We start from the raw sequence: 26,569 nt of genomic DNA on the forward strand, positions 1-26,569 counted from the left end.
CTCAGTCCAGCATCTGGCGAAAGCCCGCCTCGTCCAGCATCTCGACGCCCGCCTCTTGGGCCTCATCGCGTTTCGAGCCGGGATCGGAACCGACGACCACGAAATCGGTCTGCCCGCTCACGCGCGATGTCACGCGCCCGCCCCGGCGTTCGATCTCCTCGGTGGCCTCCGCGCGGGTCCAGTTTTCCAGCGCCCCGGTCAGGACGAAACTCTTGCCCTCGAGGGCGTCACTCTCGCGCTGCAGGGGTTGGGGGCTGACACCCGCCGCAAGGATGCGGTCGATCACCCCGGCGTTGCGCGCCTCGGCAAGGAAGGCCGCGACGCTTTCCGCTGTCTCGGGGCCGATCCCCTCGATCTCCGCGATGTCGGTCGTCGAGGCCGCCCGCAGCGCCTCAAGCGTGCCGAAGGCCCGCGCAAGACGCCGCGCAACGTCATGGCCCGCGTGGCGGATGCCCAGCGCCACGAGGAACCGGTCAAGCGGCACCTGCTGCCGGTGGTGTATCGCGTCGACAAGCGCGGTGGCGGAGGTCTCCGCGACCCCGTCCAGCCTGACGATCTCGTCCACCGTAAGATCGTAAAGGTCCGCGACATCCTCGACCAATCCGCGCGCGACCAGTTGTGCGGCGGTCTTTTCACCAAGCCCGTCGATATCCATCGCCTGCCGTGACCCGTAATGCACCAGCCGGGCCGTCACCTGCGCCGGGCAGGCGATGCCGGCGGGGCAATAGGCCCGCGGCCCATGCCGCTCCACCTTGGCCCCGCAGGAGGGGCATCGCTCGGGCATCTCGAAGGGATCGGAGCGTTCGACGCCGGGCTTGGGCACGCGCTCCGCCACCTCGGGGATCACGTCGCCCGCCCGCTCGATCCGCACGGTGTCGCCCACGCGCAGGTCCTTGCGATGCACCTCCTCGATGGTGTGGAGCGTGGCGCGAGCCACCGTGACCCCGCCCACATCGACCGGGTCGAGCAGCGCCACCGGGGTCAGCGCCCCGGTGCGCCCGACGCCCACGACGATATCGGTGATGCGCGTCTCGCCGGTGCGGGGCGCGAATTTCCATGCGATAGCCCAGCGCGGGCTGCGGCTGCGCGTGCCCAGCGCCGCGCGGGTGTCGCGGCGGTCGAGCTTCAGGACGATCCCGTCGATCTCGAACTCGAAATCGTCGCGCAAGCCGGCCTGCGCGTCATGAAACGCCGCCGCCTCCGCCGCGGTCTCGCAACGCTTGCGCGCGCCCATGACAGGCAGGCCGAGGGCCGCGAGCCGGTCCAGCAGGTCGCCTTGCGTCGGCGCCGCGTCGGTGTCGATGCCGGTTGCGTCGTAGAAGGTCACGGCAAGGCGGGTGTCTTCGGCCGCCGAGGGGTCGTGCCGCCGCAAAAGCCCCGCCGCCGCGTTGCGCGGATTGGCGAAAGGCTCCTCTCCACGCTGCACACGCGCCTTGTTGAGCCTCTGGAACGCAGGGTTCGGCAAGATCGCCTCGCCCCGGACGGCAAGATGCTCCGGCGGGTCCGCGGCCCTGTCGAGGCGCAGCGGCAGGGCGCGGATGGTGCGCATCGTGTGGCTGATCTCCTCGCCGGTCTGCCCGTCCCCGCGGGTCGAGGCCCGCAGGAACCGGCCACCTTGGTAGACCACTTCCACCGACAGCCCGTCGAATTTCGGCTCGGCCAGGACGACCGCCGCGCCGGTCTCGTCGCGGAGCCGGTCGAAGAACGCCGCGATCTCGTCCTCCTCGCGCACCGCGCGCAGGCTGAGCATCGGCGAAACATGGTCGACCTTTTCAAGGTCCGAGACCGCCTTTGCCCCCACGCGCTGCGTGGGCGATGTCTCGGTCACGAGGTCGGGGTGGTCTTGCTCCAGCTCGTCCAGCTCGGACAGCATCCGGTCATACTCCGCGTCCGAGATCTCGGGCGCGTTCTCGACGTGGTAGAGCCGGTCATGCCGGATGATGGCCGCGCGCAACTCCGCGATCCGCTCTTGCGCATCCGGCGTGTCGGACATGTCACCGCTCCCTCCGGGTTTTGCTGCGAGCATCCGCGCGATCACATCGGCGCGGCGGGATACGCGGCGGGATACCGGGGCCAGGCAACGGCCAGCAGGCCCAGCCAGAACAGCACGAGGATCAGCAAGGCGAGCGTCGCTGCCACGCCGCTGGGCGCGCAGGACCACCCCCCGCCCCTGCGGTAGAACCCGCGCCCGCGGGTGTGGGGCCAAGCGAGCCAGCCTGCCACGGCAAGGACAAGCAGCACGACGAACAACCAGAACCAGACGGCACCCATGGTCTTTCTCCTTTTCGATCCTGCACCCTGCGACCGCCATCCGGGCAGATGGTGGCAACGCCGCCCCTCAGGGCAGGCTCGCGCCCCGAGCAAACGCCGCATCGGCAATCGGCCGGACGGTCTGGCCAAGGCGAAGTCCGGTGTCGCCCAACACGGTGCGGATGCCGTCCGGCCGGTGCATCCGCTTACCCCGATGCGCCGCGTCCTGCCCAGTGCGACCCACTTCAGGCAGCGGCGCGGTTCACGGTCCGCTCGGCAAGGTCGGTCAACCGCGCGTCGGTGTCCTTGTCATCCTCGAGGATCGCGGCAAGCGTGGTCGCATCATGCTTGTGCCCCAACTGCTCGGCCCAACTGGCCAGCGTGCCGAGCACGGCCATCTCGTAATGCTCCATCCGCTGCAGCGACGCGATCAGCCCCGCGTCCCTCAGCGTGCCGTCCTCGATCGTCTCCGCCCATTTCCCGGTTTCCGAGATCAGCGCCGCCATCGACCTGTCGGAATGCGCGTCGGCGTCCGCGTCATGGGCACGCAACAGATCGGCCAACCGGTCGCGGTGCTGTTCGGTCCTGTCCCGGTGCGCGCGGATCAGGTCCACGAGGTCGTTGTCCGTGGCCTTGTCGGCGAAACGGCCGAGGCTTCGGGCCATCTGGTCCTCGACCGATGCCATCTCCGACAACTCGCTCAGATACATGTCTTGAAAGCTCATGGGTGTCATTGCCCTGTCCTCCATTCTCTGACGGGAAAGCAACGTCGGCCTTGCCGGGTGCGTTGCAGCATCGGGCCGATCGCCCTACCGCGGCATCCGGCGCTTCTGCGGCTTGCGGATGATCCAGACCGCGGCGCCCAGCGCGGGCAGCACGGCGACCAGAACGGTCACCCCGGCGGCCAGCGGCCCTGCCATCGTGCCCTGCGGCAGAAGCGTTGCACCCGCCCAGAGGGCGAGCATGAACGCCACGCCGCCCACCAGCGCGAAGACCGAGGTGAACAGCAGGTAGGCCGCGACGGGCTTCAGCCTGTCGTGCTTGATCTGCTGCGAGATCGGCCAGAACAGCACCAGAAGCACGATCGGCGCGATCCAGACGAGCGGGTTGAGCGTGGCGGCCATCTTGGTCTCCTTTCCTTGCCATGGTGGGCCCGTGCCGCTGCCGGTCAGACCGCGAGAAGCGCCTTCAGCGGCATCCAGATCCCCATGAGCATCATCATGAGGCTTTCGGTCAGCGACACGGCACCCAGCGGCACCGAGGAATCGCCACCCACGCAGGCGCATTTCAACTCGCGCCCCTCGAGGTAGACCGCCTTGAAGATGCTGACCGCGCCCACCGTCCCGATGAACAGCGCGATGGGGCCGGACAGCCAGACCAACACGCCCGCCGTCATCAGGATACCCGCCGCGGCCTCGGCGAAAGGGTAGATGCGGCCATAGGGCACCCAGCGCCGCGCGAGCAGGTCGTAGTTCAGGAACATGGTCGAGAAGCTTTCGACATCCTGCAGCTTCTGCAGGGCGAGAAAGGTCATCGAGAGCGCCACGAACCACTCCGCGGCGCGCAGGGTCAGGAGGGATTGATACTGGTGCCACGACAGCCCCAGCGCCAGCAGCGCCGCGACCGCGAAGATGGCGATGACGGGCGTGTAACGCGTGTCGCTCTGCTCCTCCTCCGGCGGGTCGATGCCGAAATGGATGCGCAGATCGTCATGGCCGCCGATCCGCTCGCCGCCGATGAAGGTCTGGGGCGTCGTCTCGACCCCGAGGCGGTCCATGAAGGCCTGGGTCTCCTCGCGGGTGCGGAGGGGATGGTCCTCCACTTCGTAGCCCTGCCGTTCCAGAAGGTCCTTCGACTTCAACCCGTAAGGGCAGAGATGATCGGGCATCACCATGCGGTAGAGCTGGGCGGTTCTTGGGTCCGTGTGCTGTATCATGTGGCGGAGTCGACCAGACCGGCGCGCCGAGGTCGCTAACATGCGTCAAGTCGGCTACCCGCGATCCCCCCGGCCCGCCCGCGTCCCGAGCGCGCGCTCCAGCGCCTTGAGAAACCGGATGATGACAAGGGCGAGCCCCGTCGCCATGGCCGCCAGCAGCCATAGGCCAAGCCCGCAGGCAAGCCCCACGGCCCCGGCCAGCCACATGCCCGCGCCGGTCGTCAGGCCCCTCACCTCTCCGCGTGCGAAGATGATCAGCCCGGCGGCCAGAAAGGCCACCCCTTGCGTCACCGCCTCGATAAGGCGGATCGGATCGGCCCGGATATGCGCGCCATGTTCTCGGGTCATGTCGAGGACCGACAGCATCACGAGGCTGTAGAGGCAGGCCGCCAGCCCGATGAGCATATGCGTTCTGAGCCCCGCCGACTTGTCGACAAGCTCGCGCTCCATCCCGATCAGGCCGGTCAGCACGATGGCCCCGGCCAGCCGCAGCGCGATCACCTGCCAGGCCATGACGGGATCGCCCGCCAGTTCGTTCAGCACCGTCTCCATCTCGGCGCATCAACGCCCCGGCGGCCACCGCGTTGCGCAATGCGCTGTTCCGGTGCGGCAACACAAGCACGGGTCGGCGCGTTGATCCGGTGAAACCGCCAAAGACGATGACCGATGACCAAAGCAGCGCCGACAGACCGGGTTCGGCATGAACCGGACCGCCATTTCGAGGATCCCCTCACCCTCGTCGACCGCGACGAGATCGCCTACGAGACGCGGCTCGACATGCTGCAGACATGGCTGTCGCGGCTTGCCGACGGGGCGGCCGCGCGCGGGTCGCGCGACGAGATCGAGGGGGCCATCCTTGCGCTTGAGGCGCGCTCGAAGCTCAAGATCGACACGCCCGAAGAGCAGCCCGGCACAACGACCTATGGAGGGGTCGCACGCTCAAATCTCAGGGATTACGGCCTGCGCCGCCTTCTCGCCCGGCTTCGCGGTGTCTTTCGCCGTTAGCGTGGCCACGGCACCGGGCGCCCGAAACGCAAGCCGAGCCGGAGGCGGTGTCCGTCCATCACGGGACCGCACCGCGCTCCATGACGGGGGCGGGCAGCCCCCACCGAACCACGACAGAAAGGGACACAACCATGACACGCGACACCACCATCAAGAAGGTCCAAGCAGCCCATTCCCCGGTCGGCGCGATGGGGCAGAAATTCCTCGTCGCAGGCAAGACCATGTCGATGCGGCTCTGGGAGGCCGTGCCCGAGGGCGAGGCCGCGCAGCCCTATGCCCACCGCGATTACGAAACCATCGGCTATGCCATCAAGGGCAAGGCCCGGCTGGAGCTGGAGGGGCAGGAGATCACGCTGGAACCCGGCGATTGCTGGCTGGTTCCGGCGGGGGCCGAACACCTCTACCACATCGACGAACCCTTTACCGCGGTCGAGGCGACATCGCCACCGGCCGAGATCGACAACAGGGACTGAGCCGGTCGGCAGGACGGCAAGGCGGCAGGACGGCCCGCACGGCACGCCAGCCTCGCCGTCGATGCGATCCGGCCCCCGGCCCGCGCACGGCCCTCTTGCCGTTCCTCCGTTCGCAGACGTCCCACGACTCGATGATAAGGACCGCGCCGGATGCGGATGCGATGATGCGCGCATGACCCATTCAGCGAAGACCCCACACCCCGAACATGACTGCAAGCCCTTGGCCGTGGACGACGCGGCCGGGCACGAGGAGTTCGAGGACGATCTCCTGCACGAGATCCCACATCTGCGGAATTACGCCATCTCGCTGACGCGCGATGCCGCGGATGCGGGCGACCTGGTTCAGGATGCCGTCCTGCGCGCGCTGGAAAAGCGGGATCGGTTCATTCCCGGCAGCGAGATGCGGCGCTGGTTGTTCACCATCCTGCGCAACCGCTTTCTCGACGGCTGGCGCAAGCGCAGCCGTCGCGGCCACCATGTCCCGCTGGAGGATTGCCCGTCCCACGGGCTCGGGCAACCGGCATCGCAGGACGACTGGATGGAACTGAAGGAATGCGAGGAAAGCCTGTCACGGATGCGCGCCGTCGATCGGGCGATCCTGCTTCTCAGCGTGTTTTCCGCCCTGTCGAACCGGGACATCGCCCGTCGCCTCGGGGTGGCGGAAGGAACGGTCCGCAGCCGCCTTTCGCGGACGCGGGCCGATCTGAGGGCCTGACGCGGACACGGCGCGGACACGGCGCGGACACGGCGCGCCCCTCGGGGCGGCCGCCCGCGCCCTGCCCGGCTCCGCCGCATCGGCGGACCAGGCCGCTACATTCCGTCGCCGTCGAATTCCGGCAGCGATGTCGCATCGCTTTCGAGGATCGGCAGATCATAGGTCGATGCCGCCGGGCGCCACATCCCGTAGCCATCCACCGTGCCACCGCGGTAGGGATAGGCATAGGTCGCCGGCCCGTAGCGCGCCGTCGTCGACACGATCGTCGCGTCGATTGCCCCGTCCAGCACGATCAGGTCCGACACGTAGCCGAAATTGACCCAGGTCGCGTCATCGCCCACCACGCGCACGTAGTCGGACATCAGCTCGGACGCGCGCCAGAGGCCGACGCCAAGCTCTGCGTCATCGACGCCTTCGACCACCTCCGCGGAAATCTCGGCCCCCTCCGGCAGGCCGGAGCTGTCGAACAGGTCATAGTCGGTGATCGTGTCCTGGGTCACGGGGATCGTGACCGACCCGTCCTGGCCGATCTCGACCATGTCCCACGGGACACTGACATGGGTGTCGCCGATGTCCCAGAACCCGCCGACCTCGGCGATCAGCGCCACGACCATGCCGTCGTCGTTCATCACGACATCCTCGACATCGCCGATCCGCTCTCCGCCCGGTCCCATGACATCGCGGCCGAACAACCGGTCCACGCTCCAGGCGTTCTCGACATAAAGGTTCTGGTCGGGCCACCCTTCCGGCACGACGGTGCCGGCGTCCACGACATCCTGCGCTGCGGCTGGAAGCCCGCAGACCGAGACCCCGGCCACGGCAAGAATCAACTCTCGATATCGCATGTCGATCTCCTTTCTCGTCATTGCGCGGCGGCGGGCTGCCGCCATCGCGGGGTTCAGCATGTCAACGACGGGGCTCCGGTTCCGTTGCACGAAAACCAAGCGCAACCGTGGGCCTGCACCGGCCAAGGCGACGGACAACTGCGGACATGGCGGCACCGACGGCGGCCGCCCCGGCACGGACGGCGGATCCGATGACCGCAACGACGATCACCGAGCAGCGTTGTTCCCTCGGGACACACAGGTTCGGCCACCCCTCCCGACGGCGCAGCGATTGCGGCGGAACGGCGGGATCCAGATCGGAGGTAAGGATGACCATCACACGGAGAGATCTTCTCGAGCGGATCGGCTTCACCGGGGGGGCGGCCGCGATGTACATGGCGATGACCCGCCTCGGGCTTGCACAGGACTCGAGCTATACCGGCCCCGTCCGCCTTGCTGGCGACCCCGACGGGGCCTCGGTGCTGATCCTGGGCGCGGGGCTGGCCGGGATGACGGCGGCGCTCGAATTGCGCGAAGCCGGTTACGAGGTCCGCATCCTCGAATACCGCGCAGTCGCCGGCGGGCGCTGCTGGACGCTTCGCGGTGGCGACACCTACACCGAGCTTGGTGGAGAGACCCAGACGGTCGAATTCGCACAAGGCCTGTATTTCAATCCCGGCCCATGGCGCATTCCCTACAACCACTACGCGATACTCGACTATTGCCGACGCCTCGGCGTGGAGCTTCAGCCCTTTGTCCAGGAAAACCACAACGCCTACCTGCACAGATCGACGGCCTTCGACGGCCAGCCCCAACGCTACCGTGAGATCGCCACCGATTTCCGCGGCCATGTCGCCGAGCTTCTGGCCAAGGTCACCGATCAGGGCGCACTCGATCAGGAGGTCTCGGCGGACGACCGGGAGCGCCTCCTCGAGGCGCTGCGCGACTACGGCGCGCTCGACGGGAACAACCGCTACACCCGGAGCGACCATGTCAGCGACTATCGCGGCTACGCGCGCTGGCCGGGCGGCGGCCGGAACGGCGAAGGCGAACCGTCGGAGCTGATCCCGCTCGAGGATCTTCTGGGATCGGACCTCTGGCGGTGGCTGTCCGATGCCGAGACGGTCCACCACCAGCAGGCGATCTTCCAGCCGGTCGGCGGCATGGACATGATCGCCCGCGCCTTCGAGCGCGAAGTGGGCGACCTGATCACCTACAACGCCAAGGTGGTTTCCGTGCTGCAGGACGCGGAGGGCGTGACCGTAGGCTATGTCGACTCCGACAATCCCGGCGACATCCGAGAGCTCCGCTCGGACTGGTGCGTCTGCACCCTGCCCTTCTCGATCCTCGGTCAGACAGAGCACAACCTGGCGGGGGCCAAGTCACGCGCGATCTCGTCGATGTATTACGCCGGCGGCTTCAAGGCCGGGCTCGAGTTCAACCGACGCTTCTGGGAGGAGGACGAGAATATCTATGGGGGGATCACCTATACCGACTTGCCCATCGCGCTCATCAGCTATCCCTCGAACGATTACCTGAGCCGCGGCGGCGGCGTGTTGCTCGGGGCGTATTGCTGGGGCGCAGAGGCCTATCAGTTCAACGCCATGCCCCCTGAGGACCGCACGAAATGGGTCGTCGAATACGGCGCCCGCATCCACCCCCAATATACCGACGAGTTCAAGAGCGCCGTCAGCGTGCCCTGGCACAAGGTGCCTTGGGTGCTCGGATGCTACGGCATCTGGGAGGATCGGGAGCGAGACTACGCGGACACGGCCCGGATGCATGACGACGAACGGATCGTGCTGGCCGGCGAGCACCTGTCATATCTCCCCGGCTGGCAGGAAGGGGCCGTTCTTTCGGCACTCGATGCAATCGCGCAACTCCATGACCGGGTGACCCAGAGCTGAGGAGACATGAGATGAAAACGCTTGTTGCTGCACCCTTCGTGCTGGGTCTTGCGATGCTTGCACCGGCCACGGCCCAGGAAAACCCGTCGCCCGACACCATGGAAGCAGGGCCTCCTGCCTCCGGGTTTCGCACCTTTGCGCCGAGCGACGCCGAGCGCATGACCTTCAGCACAGCGGGCGAGATCCCGCATCGGGAGGGCGAAGCAATCTACCGCGCGATCTGTGCCGGCTGCCACATGCCGGATGGCACCGGTGCGGTCGGTGCCGGCACCTATCCGACACTGGCCGACAACGCCTTGCTCGAAGCGCCAGCCTATCCGATCTACCTGGTCCTCAAGGGTCAAGCCGCGATGCCACCCCTGGGCGGGGTGCTCGACGATGCGCAGATCGCCGAGGTCGTGAACTACATCCGCTCACATTTCGGCAACGACTTCGTCGGCGGCGAATTCGGGGCCGCCATGCCGGAAGATGTTGCGGCCGCACGCTAGTCCTTGCCGTCGGCCGGTTCCGCGGCCTCCTGACTGCGCACCGGGGCCGCAGCTGTGCACGTTTTCCGAGGATCGACGGTTGCGTCCCTTGGCAAACAAGAGCGCAGGAAAAAACCGCGACGGAAACGGGGGGCCAGACCGGGGGCACGCCTTCGTGGAAACGCGCCATGAACCTGAACCGTCGGCTGCCCCATCTGCCATGCCCCGGATATGCGCCAAGGCGCGGCAGGGTCTTGCCGCACCCGTCGCGGACCTGATCACGGCAGCCGCGCGGGATCCGATCATGTTTCACCGAGGTTCGGGTGTGGTCTGGTGCCCGTGGCCGGACTCGAACCGGCAAGCCTTGCGGCGGCGGATTTTGAATCCGCTGCGTCTACCAATTCCGCCACACGGGCACTGCATGTTGCCTACGCCGGGACGCGGGGCGCGTCAATCGGGGATGCGCTGCAACGGCTGGTGGCCCGCGCCCGGATTTGCTACGCGCATGCGCGACGGGCCGGGGCAATCACGCGCCGGCCCCCGGCGGCACATGCGCCACGCGACAGGAGAGCCGCCCATGACGGCACATGGCATCGAGGCGCTGACCACCTCGGAACGGCTGGCCCGGCTGGCGCGTGACGCCGAAACCGAGGCCGAAACCGAAGCCAGGGCCGAGGCCGACACCGGGGCCAAGACCGTGACGCTGGGCTGGATCCTCGGGCAGTTGCGCGAACGCGCCTTCGGCCTGTTCCTGCTGGTGCTCGCCCTGCCCTGCTGCATCCCCTTCCTCTACGGCGTGCCGCAGGTCGTGGCGCTGCCGCTGCTCTTCGTCTCGGGGCAGGTGATGATCGGGCGGCGGCTTCCATGGCTGCCCGCGCGGCTGGCCGCGCGCCGCGTCTCGACCGGGTCGCTGCAGAGCCTGTCGCAGCGCGCCGCGCCCTGGCTGGTGCGGATCGAGGCGGTCAGCCGCCCGCGGCTGGCCGTGCTGACGCACCGGCCGCTCGATCAGCTGGTGGGGCTGGCGCTGGTGGTCTTCAGCGCCTCGATCCTCGTGCCGCTTCCGGGCACGAACACGGTGCCGGGGATCGCGGTGGTGATCGTGGCCATGGGGCTGTTGCAGCGCGACGGTCTGATGGTGATCCTCGGCGGGATGCTGGGCAGTGCGTGGATCGCCACGCTGATCGTCGCGGGGGCGACGCTGACAAGCCTGTTGCGCGGCTGGCTGGGCATTTGAGGCTGGTGCATCGCGGCGCGCTTGCCTACATCGCAGGGGCAAGGGCCCGCGCGGGCCGCAACAGGCCGAGGACCGCATGACACGCATGACACGGGGCACCCTGATCGCGCTGGCCGGGCTGGGCTCGGCGGCGATGTTGCTGGCCGCCTTCGGGTTCCAGTATCTCGGCGGGCTCGCGCCCTGCGCGATGTGCCTGTGGCAGCGGTGGCCGCATGCGGCGGCCATGGTACTGGGTGCGGTCGGCCTTGCCCTGCCCCATGTCGCCCTCGCAGCCCTCGGCGCGCTGTCGATGGCGGTGAACGCGGGCATCGCGCTGACGCACACGGGCGTCGAGCGAGGGTGGTGGGTGCTGAACCTGAGCTGCACGAGCGGCTCGGAGGACCTCGGCGCGATGTCGGCGGCGGACCTGCTGAACCCCGAGATCGGAACCGGCATCGTGATGTGCGACGAGGTCGCGTGGCAGATGTTCGGCCTGTCGATGGCGTCATGGAACGGCATCGCAAGCCTTGTGCTGATGGCCATCTGGATCGCCGCTGCGCGCGCCCGGGCGACCGCCTGAGCGCGCCAAAACAGCCTTAGTGATAGGTGAATTCCCCCGTCACGTTGCGCCATTCGCCGGGCGAGATCATCTTGCGATGGACGAAACGGACCGAATGCAGCGGCCCCTCGATCGCGTCCTGCCAGAACTCGATGAACTCGAACAGCTTGGGGTAATCGGGGGCAAGATCATACTCCTGCCAGACGAAGGTGTTCAGGACGCTGCGGTAATCGGGCATGCGGTAGATCATCTCGGCCGTGGTCAGCCCGTATCCCTTGAGCAGCAGCTCGGTCTCGGTCTCGGTTTCGCGCATGGGGCACCTCTCATGTTGCCTCTTCCACGGCTCCAGAGTGCCTTCGATTTCCTAAAAATCAATGAAAAGAGTATGTTGGCAGTCCCGTGCACTGGCTGCCAGACACAGCGGGCTTCCGGCATTGCACCCCATATCCGGGCCACGTATACTGCGCCACAACAAGATATAGAGCGTCCGAGACAGACAGGCCGAGCACGTGAGCGATACGCCCGAACCCCCTGAAAACGATACGGAATCCGGCCCCGAGCGGGTGCCCTACCACGGGCCCTCCATCGACATCGCTGCCGAGATGAAGACGTCGTTCATCGACTACGCGATGAGCGTCATCATCTCGCGCGCGATCCCCGACCTGCGCGACGGGCTGAAGCCGGTGCACCGGCGCATCCTGTTCGCCATGCACGAGACGGGCAACACCCACGAGAAAGCCTATCGCAAATCCGCCCGCCCCGTGGGCGACGTGATGGGCCAGTATCACCCGCATGGCGACTCGGCCATTTACGACGCGCTGGTGCGCATGGCGCAGCCGTTTTCCATGTCGCTGCCGCTTCTCGACGGGCAAGGCAACTTCGGCTCGATGGACGGGGACAACCCCGCGGCCATGCGCTACACCGAGGTGCGGATGGACGCGCCCGCGGCCTACCTGCTGGCCGATATCGACAAGGACACGGTCGATTTCCAGGACAATTACGACGGCAAGCAGCAGGAACCCACGGTTCTGCCCGCGCGCTTTCCCAACATGCTGGTCAACGGCGCGGGCGGCATCGCCGTCGGCATGGCCACCAACATCCCGCCCCACAACCTGGGCGAGGTGATCGACGCTTGCCAGGCGCTCATCAGGCAGCCCGACCTCAGCTCGGAAGATCTGATCGAGTATATCCCCGCCCCCGATTTCCCGACCGGCGCGCTGATCCTTGGCCGCTCCGGCGCGCGCAAGGCCTATCTGGAGGGGCGCGGCAGCGTCATCATCCGCGCGAAAACCCATGTCGAAGAGATCCGCAAGGATCGCTACGCCATCGTGGTGGACGAGATCCCCTACCAGGTGAACAAGGCCTCGATGATCGAGCGCATCGCGGAGCTTGTCCGTGAGAAGAAGCTCGAGGGGATTTCCGGCGTGGCCGACGAGTCCGACCGCGTCGGCGTGCGCGTGGTGATCGAGCTCAAGCGCGACGCGACGCCCGAGGTGGTGCTGAACCAGCTCTTCCGTTTCACGCAGATGCAGACAAGCTTCGGCTGCAACATGCTGGCGCTGAACGGCGGGCGGCCCGAGCAGCTGACGCTGCGGGGGTTCCTGACCGCCTTCCTCGACTTCCGCGAGGAAGTGGTCGCGCGGCGCACGGCGTTCGAATTGCGCAAGGCGCGCGACCGCGCGCATGTGCTCTGCGGTCTGGCCGTCGCGGTGTCGAACGTGGACGAGGTGGTGCGCACGATCCGTGCCTCTGCCGACGCGGCGGAAGCGCGCGAAAAGCTGATGACGCGGCGCTGGCCCGCCGAGGAGATCCTGCCCTTCATCAAGCTGATCGACGATCCGACGCATACGGCCAATGACGACGGCACCTACAACCTGTCGGAAACGCAGGCCCGCGCGATCCTCGACCTGCGGCTTCAGCGCCTGACGCAACTGGGCGTGAAGGAGGTTACCGACGAGCTGGAGGAGCTTGCGGGCAAGATCAAGGATTACCTCGCCATCCTCGCCTCACGCGAGCGCATCCTGTCGATCATCTCGGACGAGCTGGCCGAGGTGCGCGAGAAATTCGCCGTCCCCCGCCGCACCGAGATCACCGACTGGTCCGGCGACATGGAAGACGAAGACCTGATCGAGCGTGAGGACATGGTCGTCACGATCACCCAGGGCGGCTACATCAAGCGCACGCCCTTGGCCGATTTCCGCGCGCAGCGCCGGGGTGGCAAGGGCCTGTCGGGCGGCGGTCTCAAGGAAGACGATGTCGTCACCTCGCTCTTCGTGGCCAACACGCACACGCCGCTTCTGGTCTTCACGACCTCCGGCATGGTCTACAAGCTCAAGACCTGGCGCCTGCCGCTGGGCAGCCGCGCCAGCCGCGGCAAGGCGATCGTCAACATCCTGCCGATCGAGCCGGGCACCGGCATCGCCGCCGTGATGCCCGTCGACCGGGACGAGGCGCATTGGGACGAGTTGCAGATCGTCTTCGCTACCTCGGCGGGCGACGTGCGGCGCAACGCGCTGTCGGATTTCACCAACGTCATGCGCAACGGCAAGATCGCCATGCGCCTGCCGGACGACGGCAGCGTCAGCCTCGTGAACGCGCGCATCTGTTCCGAAAGCGACGACGTCATGCTGGTCACCGCGGGCGGACGCGCGATCCGCTTCCCCACCACCGACGTGCGCGTCTTCAAGGGCCGCGATTCGACCGGCGTGCGCGGCATCCGGCTGGCCGATGGCGACAGCGTCGTCTCGATGGCCGTGATCCGCCATTTCGAGGCCGAGGCGCAGGAACGCGCCGCCTATCTCAAGCAGCGCCGCCTGATGGCAGGCGCCCCCGAGGAAGAGGTCGAAGCCGACGAGGACGAGGTCACCGTGGCCGAGGGGCAGCTTTCCCCCGACCGCTACGCCGAGATGTCGGCGGCCGAGGACCTGATCCTGACGATCACCGCCAAGGGCTCGGGCAAGCTGTCGTCGAGCCACGACTACCCGGTGCGCGGGCGCGGCGGCCAGGGCGTCATGGCGATGGACAAGGCGATGCGCGGTGGCGCGCTGGTCGCCTCCTTCCCGGTCGAGATGGACGACCAGATCATGCTCGCCACCTCCACCGGCCAGTCGATCCGCGTTCCGGTCGAGGGCATCTCCTTCCGCTCGCGCAGCGCGGGCGGGGTCAAGGTCTTCGACACGTCCAAGGGCGAAGAGGTCGTGAGCGTCGCCTGGATCGCCGACCAGGGCGAAGCCGAAGCCGAAGGCGAGGCCGAGAGCGACGGGGCCTGATCCCGGTTGCGGCACGCCCCGGCCGGGTGTCGGGGCGCGGCCGCGGGCAGCCCATCTCAGCAAATTCGCACAGACACCTTGCGAAACCTCACGTATCTGCGCGTCAGCGCCAAGTGTAATCCCCTGTCACGCAAGCGCATGACACCGTGCCGCTTGAGCGCACAGGAACAGGAAACCACGTGATGCAAGCACTTACCACCTTTGGCCCGCTGGCGGGCCGCGTTCTGATCGGCCTGCTCTTTCTGCTGGCCGGGCTGGGCAAGCTGCCCGACGTGCAGGGCTTTTCGGGCTATCTGGCTTCGGGCGGCCTTCCGGCCTTTCTCGCATGGCCTGCCGTGATCTTCGAGATCGTCGTCGGGGCCCTGCTGATCATCGGCTACCAGACCCGCATCGCCGCCCTTCTGATCGCGGCCTTCTGCGTCGTCTCGGGCGCGCTTTACCACTTCGCCCCCGCAGACCAGCTGCAGATGGCCATGTTCCTCAAGAACCTCGCCATCGCGGGCGGCGCGCTGATGTATGCCGCCCATGGGGCGGGCCGCTTCGCCCTCGACAAGGCCGCGGCCTGAGCCGACCGGGACAGGGGCGGGTTCTCCGCCCCTTTTCTTGGTCCCGCAAACATCCTAAACCCCGGCCATGTCACATACGCAGTCACACACGCTCCATATCATCGGCGGCGGCATGGCCGGCTCCGAAGCCGCCTGGCAGGCCGCCAACGCCGGCGCGCGCGTCATCCTGCACGAGATGCGCCCCGAGGTCGGCACCTTCGCGCACCGCACCGGCTCGCTGGCCGAGATGGTCTGCTCCAACTCCTTCCGCTCGGATGACGACGAGCAGAACGCCGTGGGCCTGCTGCATTGGGAGATGCGCGCCGCGGGCTCGCTCATCATGGAGATGGCCGATGCCCACCGCCTGCCAGCGGGCGGCGCGCTGGCCGTGGACCGCGACCCCTTCGCCGAGGCCGTGACCGCGCGGCTGCACGCCCATCCCAACATCACCGTCGTCCCCGGCGAGATCACCGCCCTGCCCGAGGACGGAGCCACGATCATCGCCACCGGTCCGCTGACCTCCGGCGCGCTGGCCGAGGCCATCGCCGCCGAAACCGGGCAGGACAGCCTCGCCTTCTTCGACGCCATCGCCCCGATCGTCTATGCCGAGACGATCGACATGTCCGTCGCCTGGGAACAGTCGCGCTACGACAAGGGCGACACGCTCGAGGAACAGCGCGCCTACATCAACTGCCCGATGACCCGCGAGCAATACGAGGCTTTCATCGACGCGCTGATCGCCGCCGAGAAGACCGAGTTCAAACCGGGTGAGACCGCGGCCTATTTCGACGGCTGCCTGCCGATCGAGGTCATGGCCGAACGCGGCCGCGAGACATTGCGCCACGGGCCGATGAAACCCGTCGGCCTGACCAACCCGCACCAGCCCGACGTGAAGCCCTGGGCGGTCGTGCAGCTGCGCCGCGACAACGCGCTGGGGACGCTCTACAACATCGTGGGCTTCCAGACCAAGATGAAGTATGGCGCGCAAACCGATGTGTTCAGGATGATCCCCGGTCTGCAGGATGCCAGCTTCGCCCGGCTCGGCGGCATCCACCGCAACACCTTCATCAACTCGCCCACGCTGCTCGACGCGCAGATGCGCCTGCGCTCGAGGCCGCATATCCGTTTCGCGGGCCAGATCACGGGCGTCGAGGGCTACGTGGAATCCGCCGCCATGGGGCTTCTGGCGGGCCGCCTCGCCGCCGCCGAGCTGCAGGGGCACACCCTGCCGCAGGTTCCGCAGGTCACCGCCATGGGCGCGCTCATCCATCACATCACCGGCGGGGCCGAGGCAAAGACCTTCCAGCCGATGAACGTGAACTTCGGCCTCTTCCCCCCGGTCGAGGGCCTGAAGGCCGGCCGCCGCGGCCGCAAGGACCGCTACAAGGCCTATACCGACCGCGCCAAGGCGGCCTGGTCCGACTGGCTCGGCCGCCCCGCCGCCGCCGCGGAATGATCTGGACGCGGGCAAGACGCCCGCGTTAGCCTTGCGCCATGACCAAGGACACCGGACCCACGCTCGACACCCAGCTCTGGAAACCCCGCAGCGTCGCGGAAACCCGCGCGCTCTATTCCGGCTGGGCCAAGGATTACGACGCCGACGTGACCGGCGCGGGCTATGAAACACCCGCCCGCCTGGCCGCCGCGCTTGCCGCCGAAAGCGCCGACCTGACCGCCCCGATCCTCGATTTCGGCTGCGGCACGGGCCTGTCGGGCAAGGCGCTTGCCGCCGCGGGCTTCACCACGATCGACGGCACCGACATCACGCCCGAGATGGTCGCGCAGGCCCGCGCCCTCGGTCTTTACCGCGAACTCACCGTCAGCGAACCGGGCACGGCCCCACCCGCGGGCTATGCCGCGATCACCGCGACGGGCGTCGTCAGCCTCGGCGCCGCCCCGCCCGACACGCTCGACACGCTGCTCGGCGCGCTCGCCCCCGGCGGGGTGCTCGCCTTCAGCTACAATGACGCTACGCTCGCCGATCCCCGCTACATGCAGGCGCTCGAGGGCGCAAAGGCCAGGGCCGATCTCCTCTCCGAGGCCTACGGCCCGCACCTGGCGGCCAAGGACATGGGTTCCACCGTCTACGTTCTGCGCAAGCGATAGGGCCGCATGATCCGCACCCGCTTCGCGCCCTCGCCCACGGGGCCCCTGCATCTGGGCCACGCCTACGCGGCGTTCCTCGCCCATGACATGTCGCGGGCGGCAGGCGGGCAGTTCCTGCTCCGGATCGAGGACATCGACCAGAGCCGCGCCCGCCCCGAGTGGGAGGCGCTGATCCTCGAGGATCTCGCCTGGCTCGGCCTGGCATGGGACGGGCCGGTGATGCGCCAGTCCGACCGCATGCCGGCCTACCGGGCCGCGCTCGACCGGCTCTGGGCCATGGGCCTGCTCTACCCCTGCAGCTGCAGCCGCCGCGACATCGCCGAGGCGCTCGCCGCCCCGCAGGAAGGCGCGGAGCCTGTCATCGGCCCAGACGGCCCGGTCTACCCCGGCACCTGCCGTTCCACCGCGCCGCCCTCGGGCCCGCGCCCCACCGACCGGCACCTGCGCCTCGACATGGCCCGCGCCATGGCGCGTCTCGGACCAGACCCCGGCTTCACGGAAACCGGCCCCACCCATGCCGGCCGGTTTCCCATCGACCCGACGGCCGCGCGCCACGAGATCGGCGACATCGTGCTCGCCCGCCGCGACATGGGCACCTCCTACCACCTGTCGGTGGTGGTCGATGACGCGGCGCAACAGATCACCCATGTGACTCGCGGCGAAGACCTGTTCGAGGCGACGCGGATGCACGTCATCCTGCAGCGCCTGCTGGACCTGCCCACGCCGCTCTACCACCACCACCGCCTGATCCGCGACGAAGACGGCAAGCGTCTCGCCAAACGCGACGACGCCCGCGCGCTGCGCCTCTACCGCTCCGAAGGCGTCACCCCGCAGGAGATGTGCCGCAGGACCGGCCTCTGACCCTTCATCTTCCCCCAAATACGGATGGCGACCGGCCGCTCACTCGGGCGACATCAGTTCAACCTCCTGCCCGTCCCGCAGGCCGGTGTAGAAACAGGACCGCCGGTTGGTATGGCACGCAGGACCGGTCTGCCGCACCAGCGCCAGCAGGCAATCGCGGTCGCAATCCACGCGCAGCTCGACCAGCTCCTGCACATGGCCCGAGCTTTCGCCCTTTACCCAGAACGCGGCCCGCGACCGGCTCCAATAGGTCACCCGCCCCGTCTCGAGCGTGCGCGCGACCGCCTCGGCACTCATCCAGGCCATCATCAGGACCTCGCCCGTCGCCGCTTCCTGCGCGATGCAGGGGATCAGGCCGTTGGCGTCGTAACGAAGGGTAGAAGGATCGAAACCGGGCATGGCGGGCTCTTTGCAAATCGGGATACCGCGGCTACCTATAGGCCAGACCGAGCGGAGGCAAACCCGATGTCCAGCGACAGCGACCTGATCAAGCTCTACTCGCAGCGCATCCTCGCGCTGGCGGCCGACATCCCGCACCGCGGGCGGCTCGAGGCCCCGCAGGCCAGCATCCGGAAACGCGCGCCGCTGTGCGGCTCGACCGTGACGGTCGATCTCGACATGGAGGGCGGCCGGATCACGCGCTTCGGACAGGACGTGAAGGCCTGCGCCCTGGGCCAGGCCGCCGCCGCGCTGATGGGGGCCGAGATCGTGGGGCGCACCCGCGCCGAGGTGGTGGCCGCGCGCGACCAGCTTCGCGCCATGCTCAGGGACGGGGCCACACCCCCCGGCGCGCCCTTTCATGGCTACGAGGTGCTGGAACCCGCCCGCGACTATCGCAACCGCCACGCCTCGATCCTCTTGTCGCTGGAGGCGACCGCCGAAGCCATGGCCGAGGCCGAACGGGCCGCCTGCGCCTGACCGCAGGCACACTACAGACCCCCTGCGCCTGACCGCAGGCCTTTCTCGCACCGCCAGCCCCAGGCCCCCAGGATTTTCCAAAATCCTGCCGGGTCCCGTCAGGGAAAACCGTCACCCTGCCTGTCGACCAGCCAAGGCTTGATCCGCCTGTCACGGGGGGCCAGATCCGACCCCGCACGCGCCATGCGCGCCACCCTCTCGCGCCGCCAGCCCCAGGCCCCCAGGATTTTCCAAAATCCTGCCGGGTCCCGTCAGGGACAAAAAAACCGCCGCGCTCCGTGGGAGGAGGCGGCGGCAGTCAGCGTGTCATTCGGCAAGGCCCGACCCGGGAGGCAAACCGGGCGGGGCAAGGATCGGTGCGGGCAAGTCGGGGACAGATCCCACACCACTGGGCCCTGCCGGACCGCAGGCAGAAAGGTGAACCTCAGATCAGGCCGGGCAGATGCAGCATCCCCATGGTGAAGCCCATGATCGCCAAGACCCCCAGCGCGTCGGTCAGGATCGTGTCGCGCGAGCGGGTCAGGATGTCAGCGATGCGGGTCATGGCCGGAGCCTCCTCTGATCGAGTGTTGCCGATTTGTTCTCATATCCTCACCCCAAAGTCCAGAACTTTTTGAGAACATCCGAGAACAAACCGCGTCAGCCCGCGGAAATCAGACGGATCGCCTTGTCCTGTTCCAGCAGCCACAGCAGCGTCCGCGCCGACAGGCCCTGCGGCCCTTCCAGCCCCGGATCGCGCGCCAGCAGCGCCCGCGCGGCGTTCTGGGCCAGCGCCATCAACCCGGTCTGGCCCTCGAGATCCGCGATGCGGAACCGCGGCAGGCCCGATTGCGCCGTCCCGATCAGGTCGCCCGCCCCGCGGATCGCCAGGTCCTCTTCGGCGATGCGGAACCCGTCCTCGGTGTCGCGCAGCACCATCAACCGCCGCCGCGCCGTCTCGCCGAGCGGCGGGCGATACATCAACAGGCAGGTGGAGGCCGCCGCCCCGCGCCCCACGCGCCCACGCAGCTGGTGCAGCTGCGCCAGCCCGAAGATCTCGGCCTGTTCGATCACCATGATCGAGGCATTGGGCACGTCCACCCCCACCTCGATCACCGTGGTCGCCACCAACACCCGCGTCTCGCCACGGGCGAAGCCCTCCATCGCGGCGGTCTTCGCGTCGGGCGGCAACTGGCCATGGACCAGCCCGACCACCCCCTCGCCAAGTGCTGCGCGCAGCATCTTGAACCGCTCCTCCGCCGCGGTCGCGTCGAAGCTTTCGCTCTCCTCGACCAGCGGGCAGACCCAATAGGCCTGCCGCCCCTCGGCGACGGCGCGGCGCAGGTGATCCACCACCTCGTCCATCCGCCCCGCCGAGACCAGCGCCGTGGTCACCGGCGTGCGCCCCGGCGGCTTCTCGTCCAGCACGCTCACATCCATGTCGCCATAGGTGGCAAGGCTCAGGGTCCGCGGGATGGGCGTGGCCGTCATCACCAGCACATCCGCCCCCTGCCCCTTTTCGCCCAGCCGGATGCGCTGGCGCACGCCGAAACGGTGCTGTTCGTCCACGATGGCCAGCCGCAGGTCGCCGAATTCCACGTCATCCATGAAAACCGCGTGGGTGCCGACAAGGATATGGATATCACCGCGCTTCAGCGCCGCCAGCTTGGCGCGCCGCTCCGCGCCCTTGTCGGCGCCGGTCAGCATCTCGACGACCACCCCCGCCGCCTCGGCCAGCGGCTTGAGGTTCGCGTAATGCTGCCCCGCAAGGATCGAGGTCGGTGCCATCAGCACCCCCTGCCCGCCCGCCTCGACCGCGACCAGAAGCGCCATCAGCGCCACCAGCGTCTTGCCGGCCCCCACGTCGCCCTGAAGCAGCCGGTTCATCCGCATGGGCCGGGCCATGTCGGCGGCGATCTCCTCGACCGCGCGAGCCTGCGCGCCCGTGGGCCTGTAGGGCAGGCTTGCCAGCACGCGCGCGCGCAGCCGCCCGTCGCCTTGCGTCACCCGCCCCTTGCCGCGCTTCAGCGTCGCGCGGGCCAGCGCCAGCGTCAGCTGGTGCGCGAACAGCTCGTCAAAGGCCAGCCGCTCGCGCGCGGGCGCGCCGCGCGACAGGTCTTCGGGGCGCGCAGGCGCATGGGCCATGTGCAGCGCCTCCTCCCAGGAGGGCCAGCCCTTCTCGTCCATCAAATGCCCGTCGATCCACTCGCCGAGGATCGGCACCCGCTCCAGCGCCGAGGCCGTGGCCTTGCGGATGCCCTTTTGCGTGACACCCGAGGTCAGCGGGTAGACCGGCTCGAAGGCAGGGATCTCGTCCGCCTCCTCGGGCGGCAGGATATGGTCGGGGTGCGGCATCTGCGCGATGCCGTCGAAAAGCTCGACCTTGCCCGAAACCACGCGGCGGCTGCCCGTGGGCAGGATGCGCGTGAGATACTCGTCGCGGGCGTGGAAGAACACGAGCTGAAAGCTCGTCGCGGCATCCTCCACCTCGATCCGGTAGGGCCGACCGCGCCCCGAAGGCGGGCGATGCCGGCCCACCGTCACCTCGACCGTCGCCATGCCGGGCAGCGCCACGTCGCGGATCGAGGGTTTGCGGCTGCGATCCACGCCGCCAAGCGGCAGGGTCAGCAGCAAATCCTTGGGCGTTTCGACCGCCAACCCCTTGTAGTGCTTCGCCGTCTTCGGCCCGACCCCGTCCAGCACCTCGAGCGGCGCGAAGAGCGGCCAAAGCTCCTCGGGCCGGCCTTTCGGGTGCTCGCCCTCAGCCATCACCATGCACCGCCCCCTCCGGGGCGTCGTTGACCAGCGCGAGCCACGCGTCCTCGTCGATGGTCTCGATGCCAAGCTCGGCGGCCTTCGCCGCCTTGGACCCCGCGCCCGGCCCCGCGACCAGAAGGTCGGTCTTGGCCGAGACGCTGCCCGAGACCTTGGCCCCCAAGGCCTCGGCCCGCGCCTTGGCCTCGGCGCGGGTCATCTTCTCGAGGCTGCCGGTGAAGACCACGGTCTTGCCAGCGACGGGGCTTTGCGTCGCCCGCGCGGCGGGGGCCTCGATCTCCAGCAGGGCGATCAGCCGGTCGATGGAGGCGCGCTCGGCCACCTGCTCGAAGGTCGTGGCCAGCGACACCGCCACCGTCGCGCCGATCCCGTCGATGCCGGTCAGGTCTTCCCAGGCCGCGCGCGCCGCCGCGGGCACGTCGGCCCAGGCGGCCTCCCGCGCTTTCGCCAGCGAAGCGCGCCGCCCCGCGTCGGCGGCAGCCCGGCGTTCGGCCAGTTCGGCGGCCTCCGCCGCGCGATGGGCATGGGCCGCCGGGGCGGCTGCGTCGACCGTGTCGGCCAGCGCGGCCCAGCTGCCGAAATGCCGCGCGAGGTCATTGGCGGCCACCTCGCCCACATGGCGGATGCCAAGGGCGAAGATCACCCGGCCCAACCCGATCCGCCGCCGTTCGGCGATGGCGTCGAAGAGGTTCCGCGCCGATTTCTCGCCCCAGCCCTCGCGGTTCTTGAGCTGCTGGAGGCCGCTGCCGTAGCGGTCCTCGAGCGTGAAGATATCGGCAGGCTCCGTGATCCAGCCATCGGCGTGGAACGCCTCGACCTGTTTCGCGCCCAGCCCCTCGATGTCGAAGGCCGCGCGGCTGACGAAATGCTTCAGCTTTTCAACGGCCTGCGCGGGGCAGATCAATCCGCCGGTGCAGCGGCGCACGGCGTCACCCTCCTCGCGGATCGCCTCGGAGCCGCATTCGGGGCAGGTCGTGGGAAAGACGTAGGGTTTCGCGTCGTCGGGCCGTTTCGACAGGTCCACGTCCGCCAGTTTCGGGATCACGTCGCCCGCGCGGTAGACCTGCACCCGGTCGCCGATGCGGATGTCCTTGCCGATACCGTTTTCATCCGGCCGGATCGGCTGGCCGTTGGCATCGCGCCCGGCGATGTAATCCTCGTTGTGCAGCGTCGCGTTCGAGACGACGACACCGCCCACCGTGACCGGCACCAGACGTGCGACCGGCGACAGCGCACCAGTGCGGCCGACCTGGATGTCGATCCCCTCGAGCCGGGTCCAGGCAAGCTCGGCGGGGAACTTGTGCGCGATGGCCCAACGCGGCGTGGTCGAGCGCAGGCCGAGGCGGGCCTGAAGCGCGAGATCGTCAAGCTTGTAGACGACACCGTCGATGTCATAACCCAAAGTCGCGCGGTCCGCCTCGATCCCGGCGTAATGGGCCAGCATCTCCTCGACCGTCTCGCAGCGCCGGGTGCGGTCGTTGGTGGCGAAGCCCAACGCGCGCAGCCGTTCGATGGCACCCATCTGCGTCGCGGCGAGCGGTTCGGACAGTTCCCCCCAGGAATAGGCGAAGAAGCGCAGGGGGCGCGCGCGCGTCACCTCGGCGTCGAGCTGGCGGAGCGAGCCCGCGGCGGCGTTGCGCGGGTTGGCAAAGGTCTTGGCCCCCGCCGCCTCCTGCCGCTGGTTCAGGGCGGCGAAATCGGCGTGGCTCATGTAGACCTCGCCGCGCACCTCCAGCACCTCGGGCGCACCTGTCAGCTGCAGCGGAATGTCGGAGATGGTGCGCGCGTTGGCCGTCACGTTCTCGCCCACCTGGCCGTCGCCGCGGGTGGCGGCCGAAACCAGCCGTCCCCCCTCGTAGCGCAGCGAGAGCGACAGGCCGTCGATCTTGGGCTCGGCGGTGAAGGCAAGCTCCGCCTCCGGGCTTAGCCCGAGGTAGCGGCGGATGCCGGCAACGAAATCGGCGACATCCGCGTCGTCGAAGGCATTGGCCAGCGACAGCATCCGCTGGGAATGGGTGATCTTGGAGAAGCCTTCGGCGGGGGCTGCGCCGACCTGTTCGCTGGGGCTGTCGGGGCGCTTGAGCTCGGGGAAACGCGCCTCGATCGCGGCCAGTTCGCGCTTGAGCGCGTCATAGGCCGCATCCTCCAGCGACGGCGCATCCTCCTGGTAGTAGGCGCGGTTCGCCTGCGCCAGCAGGTCGGCCAGTTCGGTCAGCCGCGCCTGCGCCTCGCCCTTGGTCAGGGCCGCGGCCTGCGCCGCTGCACGCTCCAGTTCCTCGGCCATCGCGCGCCCATCCCCCTGCCCGGTTGCGTTCCCTTGGGTTTAGGAGGCGGCGGGACGGATTTCCAGCCCAAGCACACCGCGCCGGAGCGGCTTTCAGGCGTTCATCGCAACCCCGAGCGCACCCTGCCCCGGCATCGGATCGCGCAGCACGTAGCCGCGGCCCCAGACGGTCTCGATATAGTTCTCGCCATCCGTCGCCGTGGTCAGCTTCTTGCGCAGCTTGCAGATGAAGACGTCGATGATCTTCAGCTCGGGCTCGTCCATGCCGCCATAGAGGTGGTTGAGGAACATCTCCTTGGTCAGGGTGGTCCCCTTCCTGAGGCTCAACAGCTCGAGCATCTGGTATTCCTTGCCGGTCAGATGCACGGTCTGCCCCCCCACCTCGACCGTCTTGGCGTCGAGATTGACCGAGATCTTGCCGGTGCGGATCACCGATTGGGCGTGCCCCTTGGACCGGCGGATGATGGCATGGATGCGCGCGACCAGCTCGTCGCGGTGGAAGGGCTTGGTCAGGTAATCATCCGCGCCGAAGCCGAAGCCCTTGAGCTTGTTCTCGGGGTCGTCGAGCCCCGACAGGATCAGGATCGGCGTGGTCACCCGCGCGCTGCGCAGCTGGCGCAACACGTCATGGCCGTTCATGTCGGGCAGGTTCAGGTCCAGCAGGATGATGTCGTAATCATAGAGCTTGGCAAGGTCGATCCCCTCCTCCCCGAGGTCGGTGGAATAGACGTTGAGATTGGCATGCCTGAGCATCATCTCGATGCTGCGGGACGTGGTGGGATCGTCTTCGACTAGCAATACACGCATCAGGCAACTCCGAATCTCGTCAACTTGGTCCAGATTCGAACACAATGGTTAATTTCAAGTTACCTTTTCAGACAGGTTTCCGAAGGGCCAGATCTTTCCGCGCCGCCATCGCGGTAGTGCTGGATCGCGGTCGCCCTGAGGGCGGCAAAGCCGTGCCGGGCCGCGGCGGCGCGCCATCCGTCCAGTTCCTCCTCCGACAGGTCCCAGCGGCTCACCGCCTCCTGCGGCGAGATCAGGCCGGCATCCACCGCCTGCACCACCGCCGCCTTGCGGCTGGCGACCCAGCGCCGCGTATCGGGCGGGGGAAGATCCGCCCGGCTCATGCGTCGCCCATCCGCGAGGGTCACGTGGGTCGGGCCTTGCGTGCGCCGGATGAACATGCCTTTCCGCCTCCTCTTGCCGTCTGACACCGACAGTCCTGCACCGCGATTGCTTAATTCCAGGTAAGCGCAGAGGTTGTGGTGCGCCGAATTTTTCCTATATTCGCGGGAATCCCCCGTTTCCCCTGAACTTGACGGAGCCACCGATTATGGCGCTCGACCGGCCGGACATGCTGAATTCGCTCGGGTTTCCCAAGCCCCCGTCCGAAACCCGCGTGGTCGTGGCCATGTCGGGGGGGGTCGATTCGTCGGTCGTGGCGGCCATGCTGGCCGAGGAAGGCTATGACGTGGTGGGCGTCACGCTTCAGCTTTACGACCACGGCGCGGCGCTGGCGAAAAAGGGCGCCTGCTGCGCGGGCCGCGACATCCACGACGCGCGCCGCGTGGCCGAGGCGATGGGCTTTCCGCATTACGTGCTGGATTACGAGAACACCTTCCGCGAGGCGGTGATCGACGAATTCGCCGACAGCTACCTCGCGGGGGCCACGCCGGTGCCCTGCATCCGCTGCAACGAGCGGGTCAAGTTCAAGGACCTGCTGGAAACGGCCAAGGATCTCGATGCAGATTGCATGGCCACGGGCCATTACATCCAGCGCAAGATGGGGGCGCGGGGGGCAGAGCTGCACTCGGCCGCCGATGCCGCGCGCGACCAGTCCTATTTCCTCTTCTCCACCACGCAGGAGCAGCTGGATTACCTGCGCTTCCCGCTGGGGCACCTGGCGTCCAAGGCCGAGACGCGGGCGCTTGCGGCCAAGTATGGCCTCTCCGTCGCCGACAAGCCCGACAGCCAGGACATCTGCTTCGTGCCCAACGGCAACTACGCCGCGGTGATCGAGAAGCTGCGGCCGGGTGCCGCCGAGCCGGGCGAGATCGTGGACATGGACGGCACCGTGCTGGGTGAGCACCGGGGCGTGATCCACTACACCATCGGCCAACGCCGGGGGCTTGGCATCGGCGGGCTTGCCGATCCGCTTTACGTGGTCAAGCTCGACCCCGACACGCGGCGCGTGGTCGTCGGCCCGAAAGACGCACTTTCGACCCGCACCGTCCCGCTGCGCGAGATCAACTGGCTGGGCGACGCGCCCTTCACCTCGCGCGAGGTGTGGGAGATGGAGGTCAAGATCCGCTCCACCCGCCCGCCGCGGCCCGCGGTGATCCGGCCCTTGTCGGAGACAACCGCCGAGGTCGAGTTGTTCACCGCCGAGGAGGGCGTAAGCCCCGGTCAGGCCTGCGTCTTCTATGCACCCGACGGAAGCCGCATCTTCGGCGGCGGCTGGATCTGGAAGGGCTGAAGCC

The 26,569-nt window shown here is 68.2% G+C and carries 27 protein-coding genes and 1 tRNA gene; 14 read left to right on the forward strand and 14 right to left on the reverse strand.

The window, feature by feature from the left end:
- Window position 1: 1 nt before the first annotated feature.
- The 6 genes from ligA (QQK83_RS01875) to QQK83_RS01900 form a co-directional block, all read right to left on the reverse strand.
- Entirely contained in the window at window positions 2–1,993 is a 1,992-nt protein-coding gene (gene ligA, locus QQK83_RS01875; protein ID WP_284261145.1) for an NAD-dependent DNA ligase LigA, read from the reverse strand.
- 41 nt (window positions 1,994–2,034) lie between these two features.
- On the reverse strand, window positions 2,035–2,271 hold the full coding sequence (locus tag QQK83_RS01880; RefSeq protein ID WP_284261150.1) for a hypothetical protein: 237 nt from the start codon (window positions 2,269–2,271) through the stop codon (window positions 2,035–2,037).
- A gap of 224 nt (window positions 2,272–2,495) precedes the next feature.
- The gene (locus QQK83_RS01885) at window positions 2,496–2,975 is read right to left on the reverse strand and encodes a YciE/YciF ferroxidase family protein (RefSeq protein ID WP_284261151.1); all 480 of its coding nucleotides are present in this window, start codon (window positions 2,973–2,975) and stop codon (window positions 2,496–2,498) included.
- 84 nt (window positions 2,976–3,059) lie between these two features.
- Window positions 3,060–3,374, reverse strand: a complete 315-nt coding sequence (locus QQK83_RS01890; RefSeq protein WP_284261152.1) for a hypothetical protein — start codon at window positions 3,372–3,374, stop codon at window positions 3,060–3,062.
- Between the two features lie 44 nt (window positions 3,375–3,418).
- A complete protein-coding gene (locus QQK83_RS01895) occupies window positions 3,419–4,186 on the reverse strand; it encodes a MauE/DoxX family redox-associated membrane protein (RefSeq protein ID WP_284261153.1) in 768 nt (255 codons plus the stop codon).
- Between the two features lie 54 nt (window positions 4,187–4,240).
- Window positions 4,241–4,738, reverse strand: coding sequence for an MgtC/SapB family protein (locus QQK83_RS01900; protein ID WP_284261154.1), 498 nt, complete (start codon window positions 4,736–4,738; stop codon window positions 4,241–4,243).
- A 114-nt stretch (window positions 4,739–4,852) separates the two neighbouring features.
- On the opposite strand from QQK83_RS01900, the gene QQK83_RS01905 reads away from it, so the two are divergent.
- The 3 genes from QQK83_RS01905 (at window position 4,853) to QQK83_RS01915 (ending at window position 6,379) form a co-directional block, all read left to right on the forward strand.
- Window positions 4,853–5,191 carry a hypothetical protein gene (locus QQK83_RS01905; RefSeq protein WP_284261155.1) on the forward strand — a complete coding sequence of 113 codons (339 nt, stop codon included), beginning with the start codon at window positions 4,853–4,855 and terminating at the stop codon, window positions 5,189–5,191.
- A gap of 131 nt (window positions 5,192–5,322) precedes the next feature.
- Window positions 5,323–5,664: a cupin domain-containing protein gene (locus QQK83_RS01910; protein ID WP_284261157.1), complete on the forward strand. Its 342-nt coding sequence runs from the start codon at window positions 5,323–5,325 to the stop codon at window positions 5,662–5,664.
- Window positions 5,665–5,836: 172 nt separating this feature from the next.
- A complete protein-coding gene (locus QQK83_RS01915; protein WP_284261160.1) occupies window positions 5,837–6,379 on the forward strand; it encodes an RNA polymerase sigma factor in 543 nt (180 codons plus the stop codon).
- Window positions 6,380–6,474: 95 nt separating this feature from the next.
- Here the strand turns inward: QQK83_RS01915 and QQK83_RS01920 are convergent, their stop codons facing one another.
- Entirely contained in the window at window positions 6,475–7,224 is a 750-nt protein-coding gene (locus QQK83_RS01920) for a PRC-barrel domain-containing protein (protein ID WP_284261162.1), read from the reverse strand.
- Window positions 7,225–7,532: 308 nt separating this feature from the next.
- Here QQK83_RS01920 and QQK83_RS01925 point away from each other — a divergent pair, with 308 nt between their 5' ends.
- Both QQK83_RS01925 and QQK83_RS01930 read left to right on the forward strand, forming a co-directional pair.
- Window positions 7,533–9,110, forward strand: a complete 1,578-nt coding sequence (locus tag QQK83_RS01925; protein WP_284261164.1) for a flavin monoamine oxidase family protein — start codon at window positions 7,533–7,535, stop codon at window positions 9,108–9,110.
- Window positions 9,111–9,121: 11 nt separating this feature from the next.
- On the forward strand, window positions 9,122–9,598 hold the full coding sequence (locus QQK83_RS01930; RefSeq protein WP_284261166.1) for a c-type cytochrome: 477 nt from the start codon (window positions 9,122–9,124) through the stop codon (window positions 9,596–9,598).
- 310 nt (window positions 9,599–9,908) lie between these two features.
- On the opposite strand, the gene QQK83_RS01935 is transcribed toward QQK83_RS01930, so the two are convergent.
- Window positions 9,909–9,993, reverse strand: a tRNA-Leu gene (locus QQK83_RS01935).
- 161 nt (window positions 9,994–10,154) lie between these two features.
- Between QQK83_RS01935 and QQK83_RS01940 the strand changes: the two genes are divergently transcribed.
- Window positions 10,155–10,811: an exopolysaccharide biosynthesis protein gene (locus tag QQK83_RS01940; RefSeq protein ID WP_284261168.1), complete on the forward strand. Its 657-nt coding sequence runs from the start codon at window positions 10,155–10,157 to the stop codon at window positions 10,809–10,811.
- Between the two features lie 85 nt (window positions 10,812–10,896).
- The gene (locus QQK83_RS01945) at window positions 10,897–11,370 is read left to right on the forward strand and encodes a disulfide bond formation protein B (RefSeq protein WP_284261254.1); all 474 of its coding nucleotides are present in this window, start codon (window positions 10,897–10,899) and stop codon (window positions 11,368–11,370) included.
- A 16-nt stretch (window positions 11,371–11,386) separates the two neighbouring features.
- Here QQK83_RS01945 and QQK83_RS01950 read toward each other — a convergent pair whose 3' ends face one another.
- On the reverse strand, window positions 11,387–11,662 hold the full coding sequence (locus QQK83_RS01950) for an usg protein (protein WP_284261171.1): 276 nt from the start codon (window positions 11,660–11,662) through the stop codon (window positions 11,387–11,389).
- Between the two features lie 196 nt (window positions 11,663–11,858).
- Between QQK83_RS01950 and gyrA the strand changes: the two genes are divergently transcribed.
- From gyrA to gluQRS, 5 genes are all read left to right on the forward strand, one after another.
- Window positions 11,859–14,618, forward strand: a complete 2,760-nt coding sequence (gyrA, locus tag QQK83_RS01955; RefSeq protein WP_284261173.1) for a DNA gyrase subunit A — start codon at window positions 11,859–11,861, stop codon at window positions 14,616–14,618.
- 182 nt (window positions 14,619–14,800) lie between these two features.
- Entirely contained in the window at window positions 14,801–15,184 is a 384-nt protein-coding gene (locus QQK83_RS01960) for a DoxX family protein (RefSeq protein WP_284261176.1), read from the forward strand.
- Between the two features lie 67 nt (window positions 15,185–15,251).
- Complete coding sequence (gene trmFO / locus QQK83_RS01965; protein WP_284261178.1) at window positions 15,252–16,619, forward strand: methylenetetrahydrofolate--tRNA-(uracil(54)-C(5))-methyltransferase (FADH(2)-oxidizing) TrmFO; 1,368 nt, start codon at window positions 15,252–15,254, stop codon at window positions 16,617–16,619.
- Window positions 16,620–16,657: 38 nt separating this feature from the next.
- The gene (locus tag QQK83_RS01970) at window positions 16,658–17,269 is read left to right on the forward strand and encodes a class I SAM-dependent DNA methyltransferase (RefSeq protein WP_284261180.1); all 612 of its coding nucleotides are present in this window, start codon (window positions 16,658–16,660) and stop codon (window positions 17,267–17,269) included.
- Between the two features lie 6 nt (window positions 17,270–17,275).
- Entirely contained in the window at window positions 17,276–18,130 is an 855-nt protein-coding gene (gene gluQRS, locus QQK83_RS01975; protein ID WP_284261182.1) for a tRNA glutamyl-Q(34) synthetase GluQRS, read from the forward strand.
- Window positions 18,131–18,169: 39 nt separating this feature from the next.
- Here gluQRS and hisI read toward each other — a convergent pair whose 3' ends face one another.
- Window positions 18,170–18,529 carry a phosphoribosyl-AMP cyclohydrolase gene (gene hisI, locus QQK83_RS01980; RefSeq protein ID WP_284261184.1) on the reverse strand — a complete coding sequence of 120 codons (360 nt, stop codon included), beginning with the start codon at window positions 18,527–18,529 and terminating at the stop codon, window positions 18,170–18,172.
- Between the two features lie 66 nt (window positions 18,530–18,595).
- On the opposite strand from hisI, the gene QQK83_RS01985 reads away from it, so the two are divergent.
- Window positions 18,596–19,048, forward strand: coding sequence for an iron-sulfur cluster assembly scaffold protein (locus QQK83_RS01985; protein ID WP_284261185.1), 453 nt, complete (start codon window positions 18,596–18,598; stop codon window positions 19,046–19,048).
- Between the two features lie 639 nt (window positions 19,049–19,687).
- Here QQK83_RS01985 and recG read toward each other — a convergent pair.
- The 4 genes from recG to sciP form a co-directional block, all read right to left on the reverse strand.
- Window positions 19,688–21,796 (reverse strand): ATP-dependent DNA helicase RecG, encoded by a 2,109-nt coding sequence (gene recG / locus QQK83_RS01990; RefSeq protein ID WP_284261186.1) that lies wholly within the window; start codon window positions 21,794–21,796, stop codon window positions 19,688–19,690.
- Window positions 21,789–24,086: an NAD-dependent DNA ligase LigA gene (ligA, locus tag QQK83_RS01995; protein ID WP_284261187.1), complete on the reverse strand. Its 2,298-nt coding sequence runs from the start codon at window positions 24,084–24,086 to the stop codon at window positions 21,789–21,791. The genes recG and ligA (QQK83_RS01995) overlap by 8 nt, the downstream gene beginning before the upstream one ends.
- A gap of 93 nt (window positions 24,087–24,179) precedes the next feature.
- Window positions 24,180–24,893 carry a response regulator transcription factor CtrA gene (gene ctrA / locus QQK83_RS02000; RefSeq protein WP_284261188.1) on the reverse strand — a complete coding sequence of 238 codons (714 nt, stop codon included), beginning with the start codon at window positions 24,891–24,893 and terminating at the stop codon, window positions 24,180–24,182.
- A 59-nt stretch (window positions 24,894–24,952) separates the two neighbouring features.
- A complete protein-coding gene (sciP, locus tag QQK83_RS02005) occupies window positions 24,953–25,273 on the reverse strand; it encodes a CtrA inhibitor SciP (protein WP_284261190.1) in 321 nt (106 codons plus the stop codon).
- Window positions 25,274–25,422: 149 nt separating this feature from the next.
- On the opposite strand from sciP, the gene mnmA reads away from it, so the two are divergent.
- Window positions 25,423–26,565 (forward strand): tRNA 2-thiouridine(34) synthase MnmA, encoded by a 1,143-nt coding sequence (gene mnmA, locus QQK83_RS02010; RefSeq protein WP_284261191.1) that lies wholly within the window; start codon window positions 25,423–25,425, stop codon window positions 26,563–26,565.
- The last annotated feature ends 4 nt before the right edge of the window (window positions 26,566–26,569 follow it).

Origin of the sequence: Roseicyclus amphidinii (genome assembly GCF_030163755.1) — a bacterium.
GTDB lineage: Bacteria > Pseudomonadota > Alphaproteobacteria > Rhodobacterales > Rhodobacteraceae > Roseicyclus > Roseicyclus amphidinii.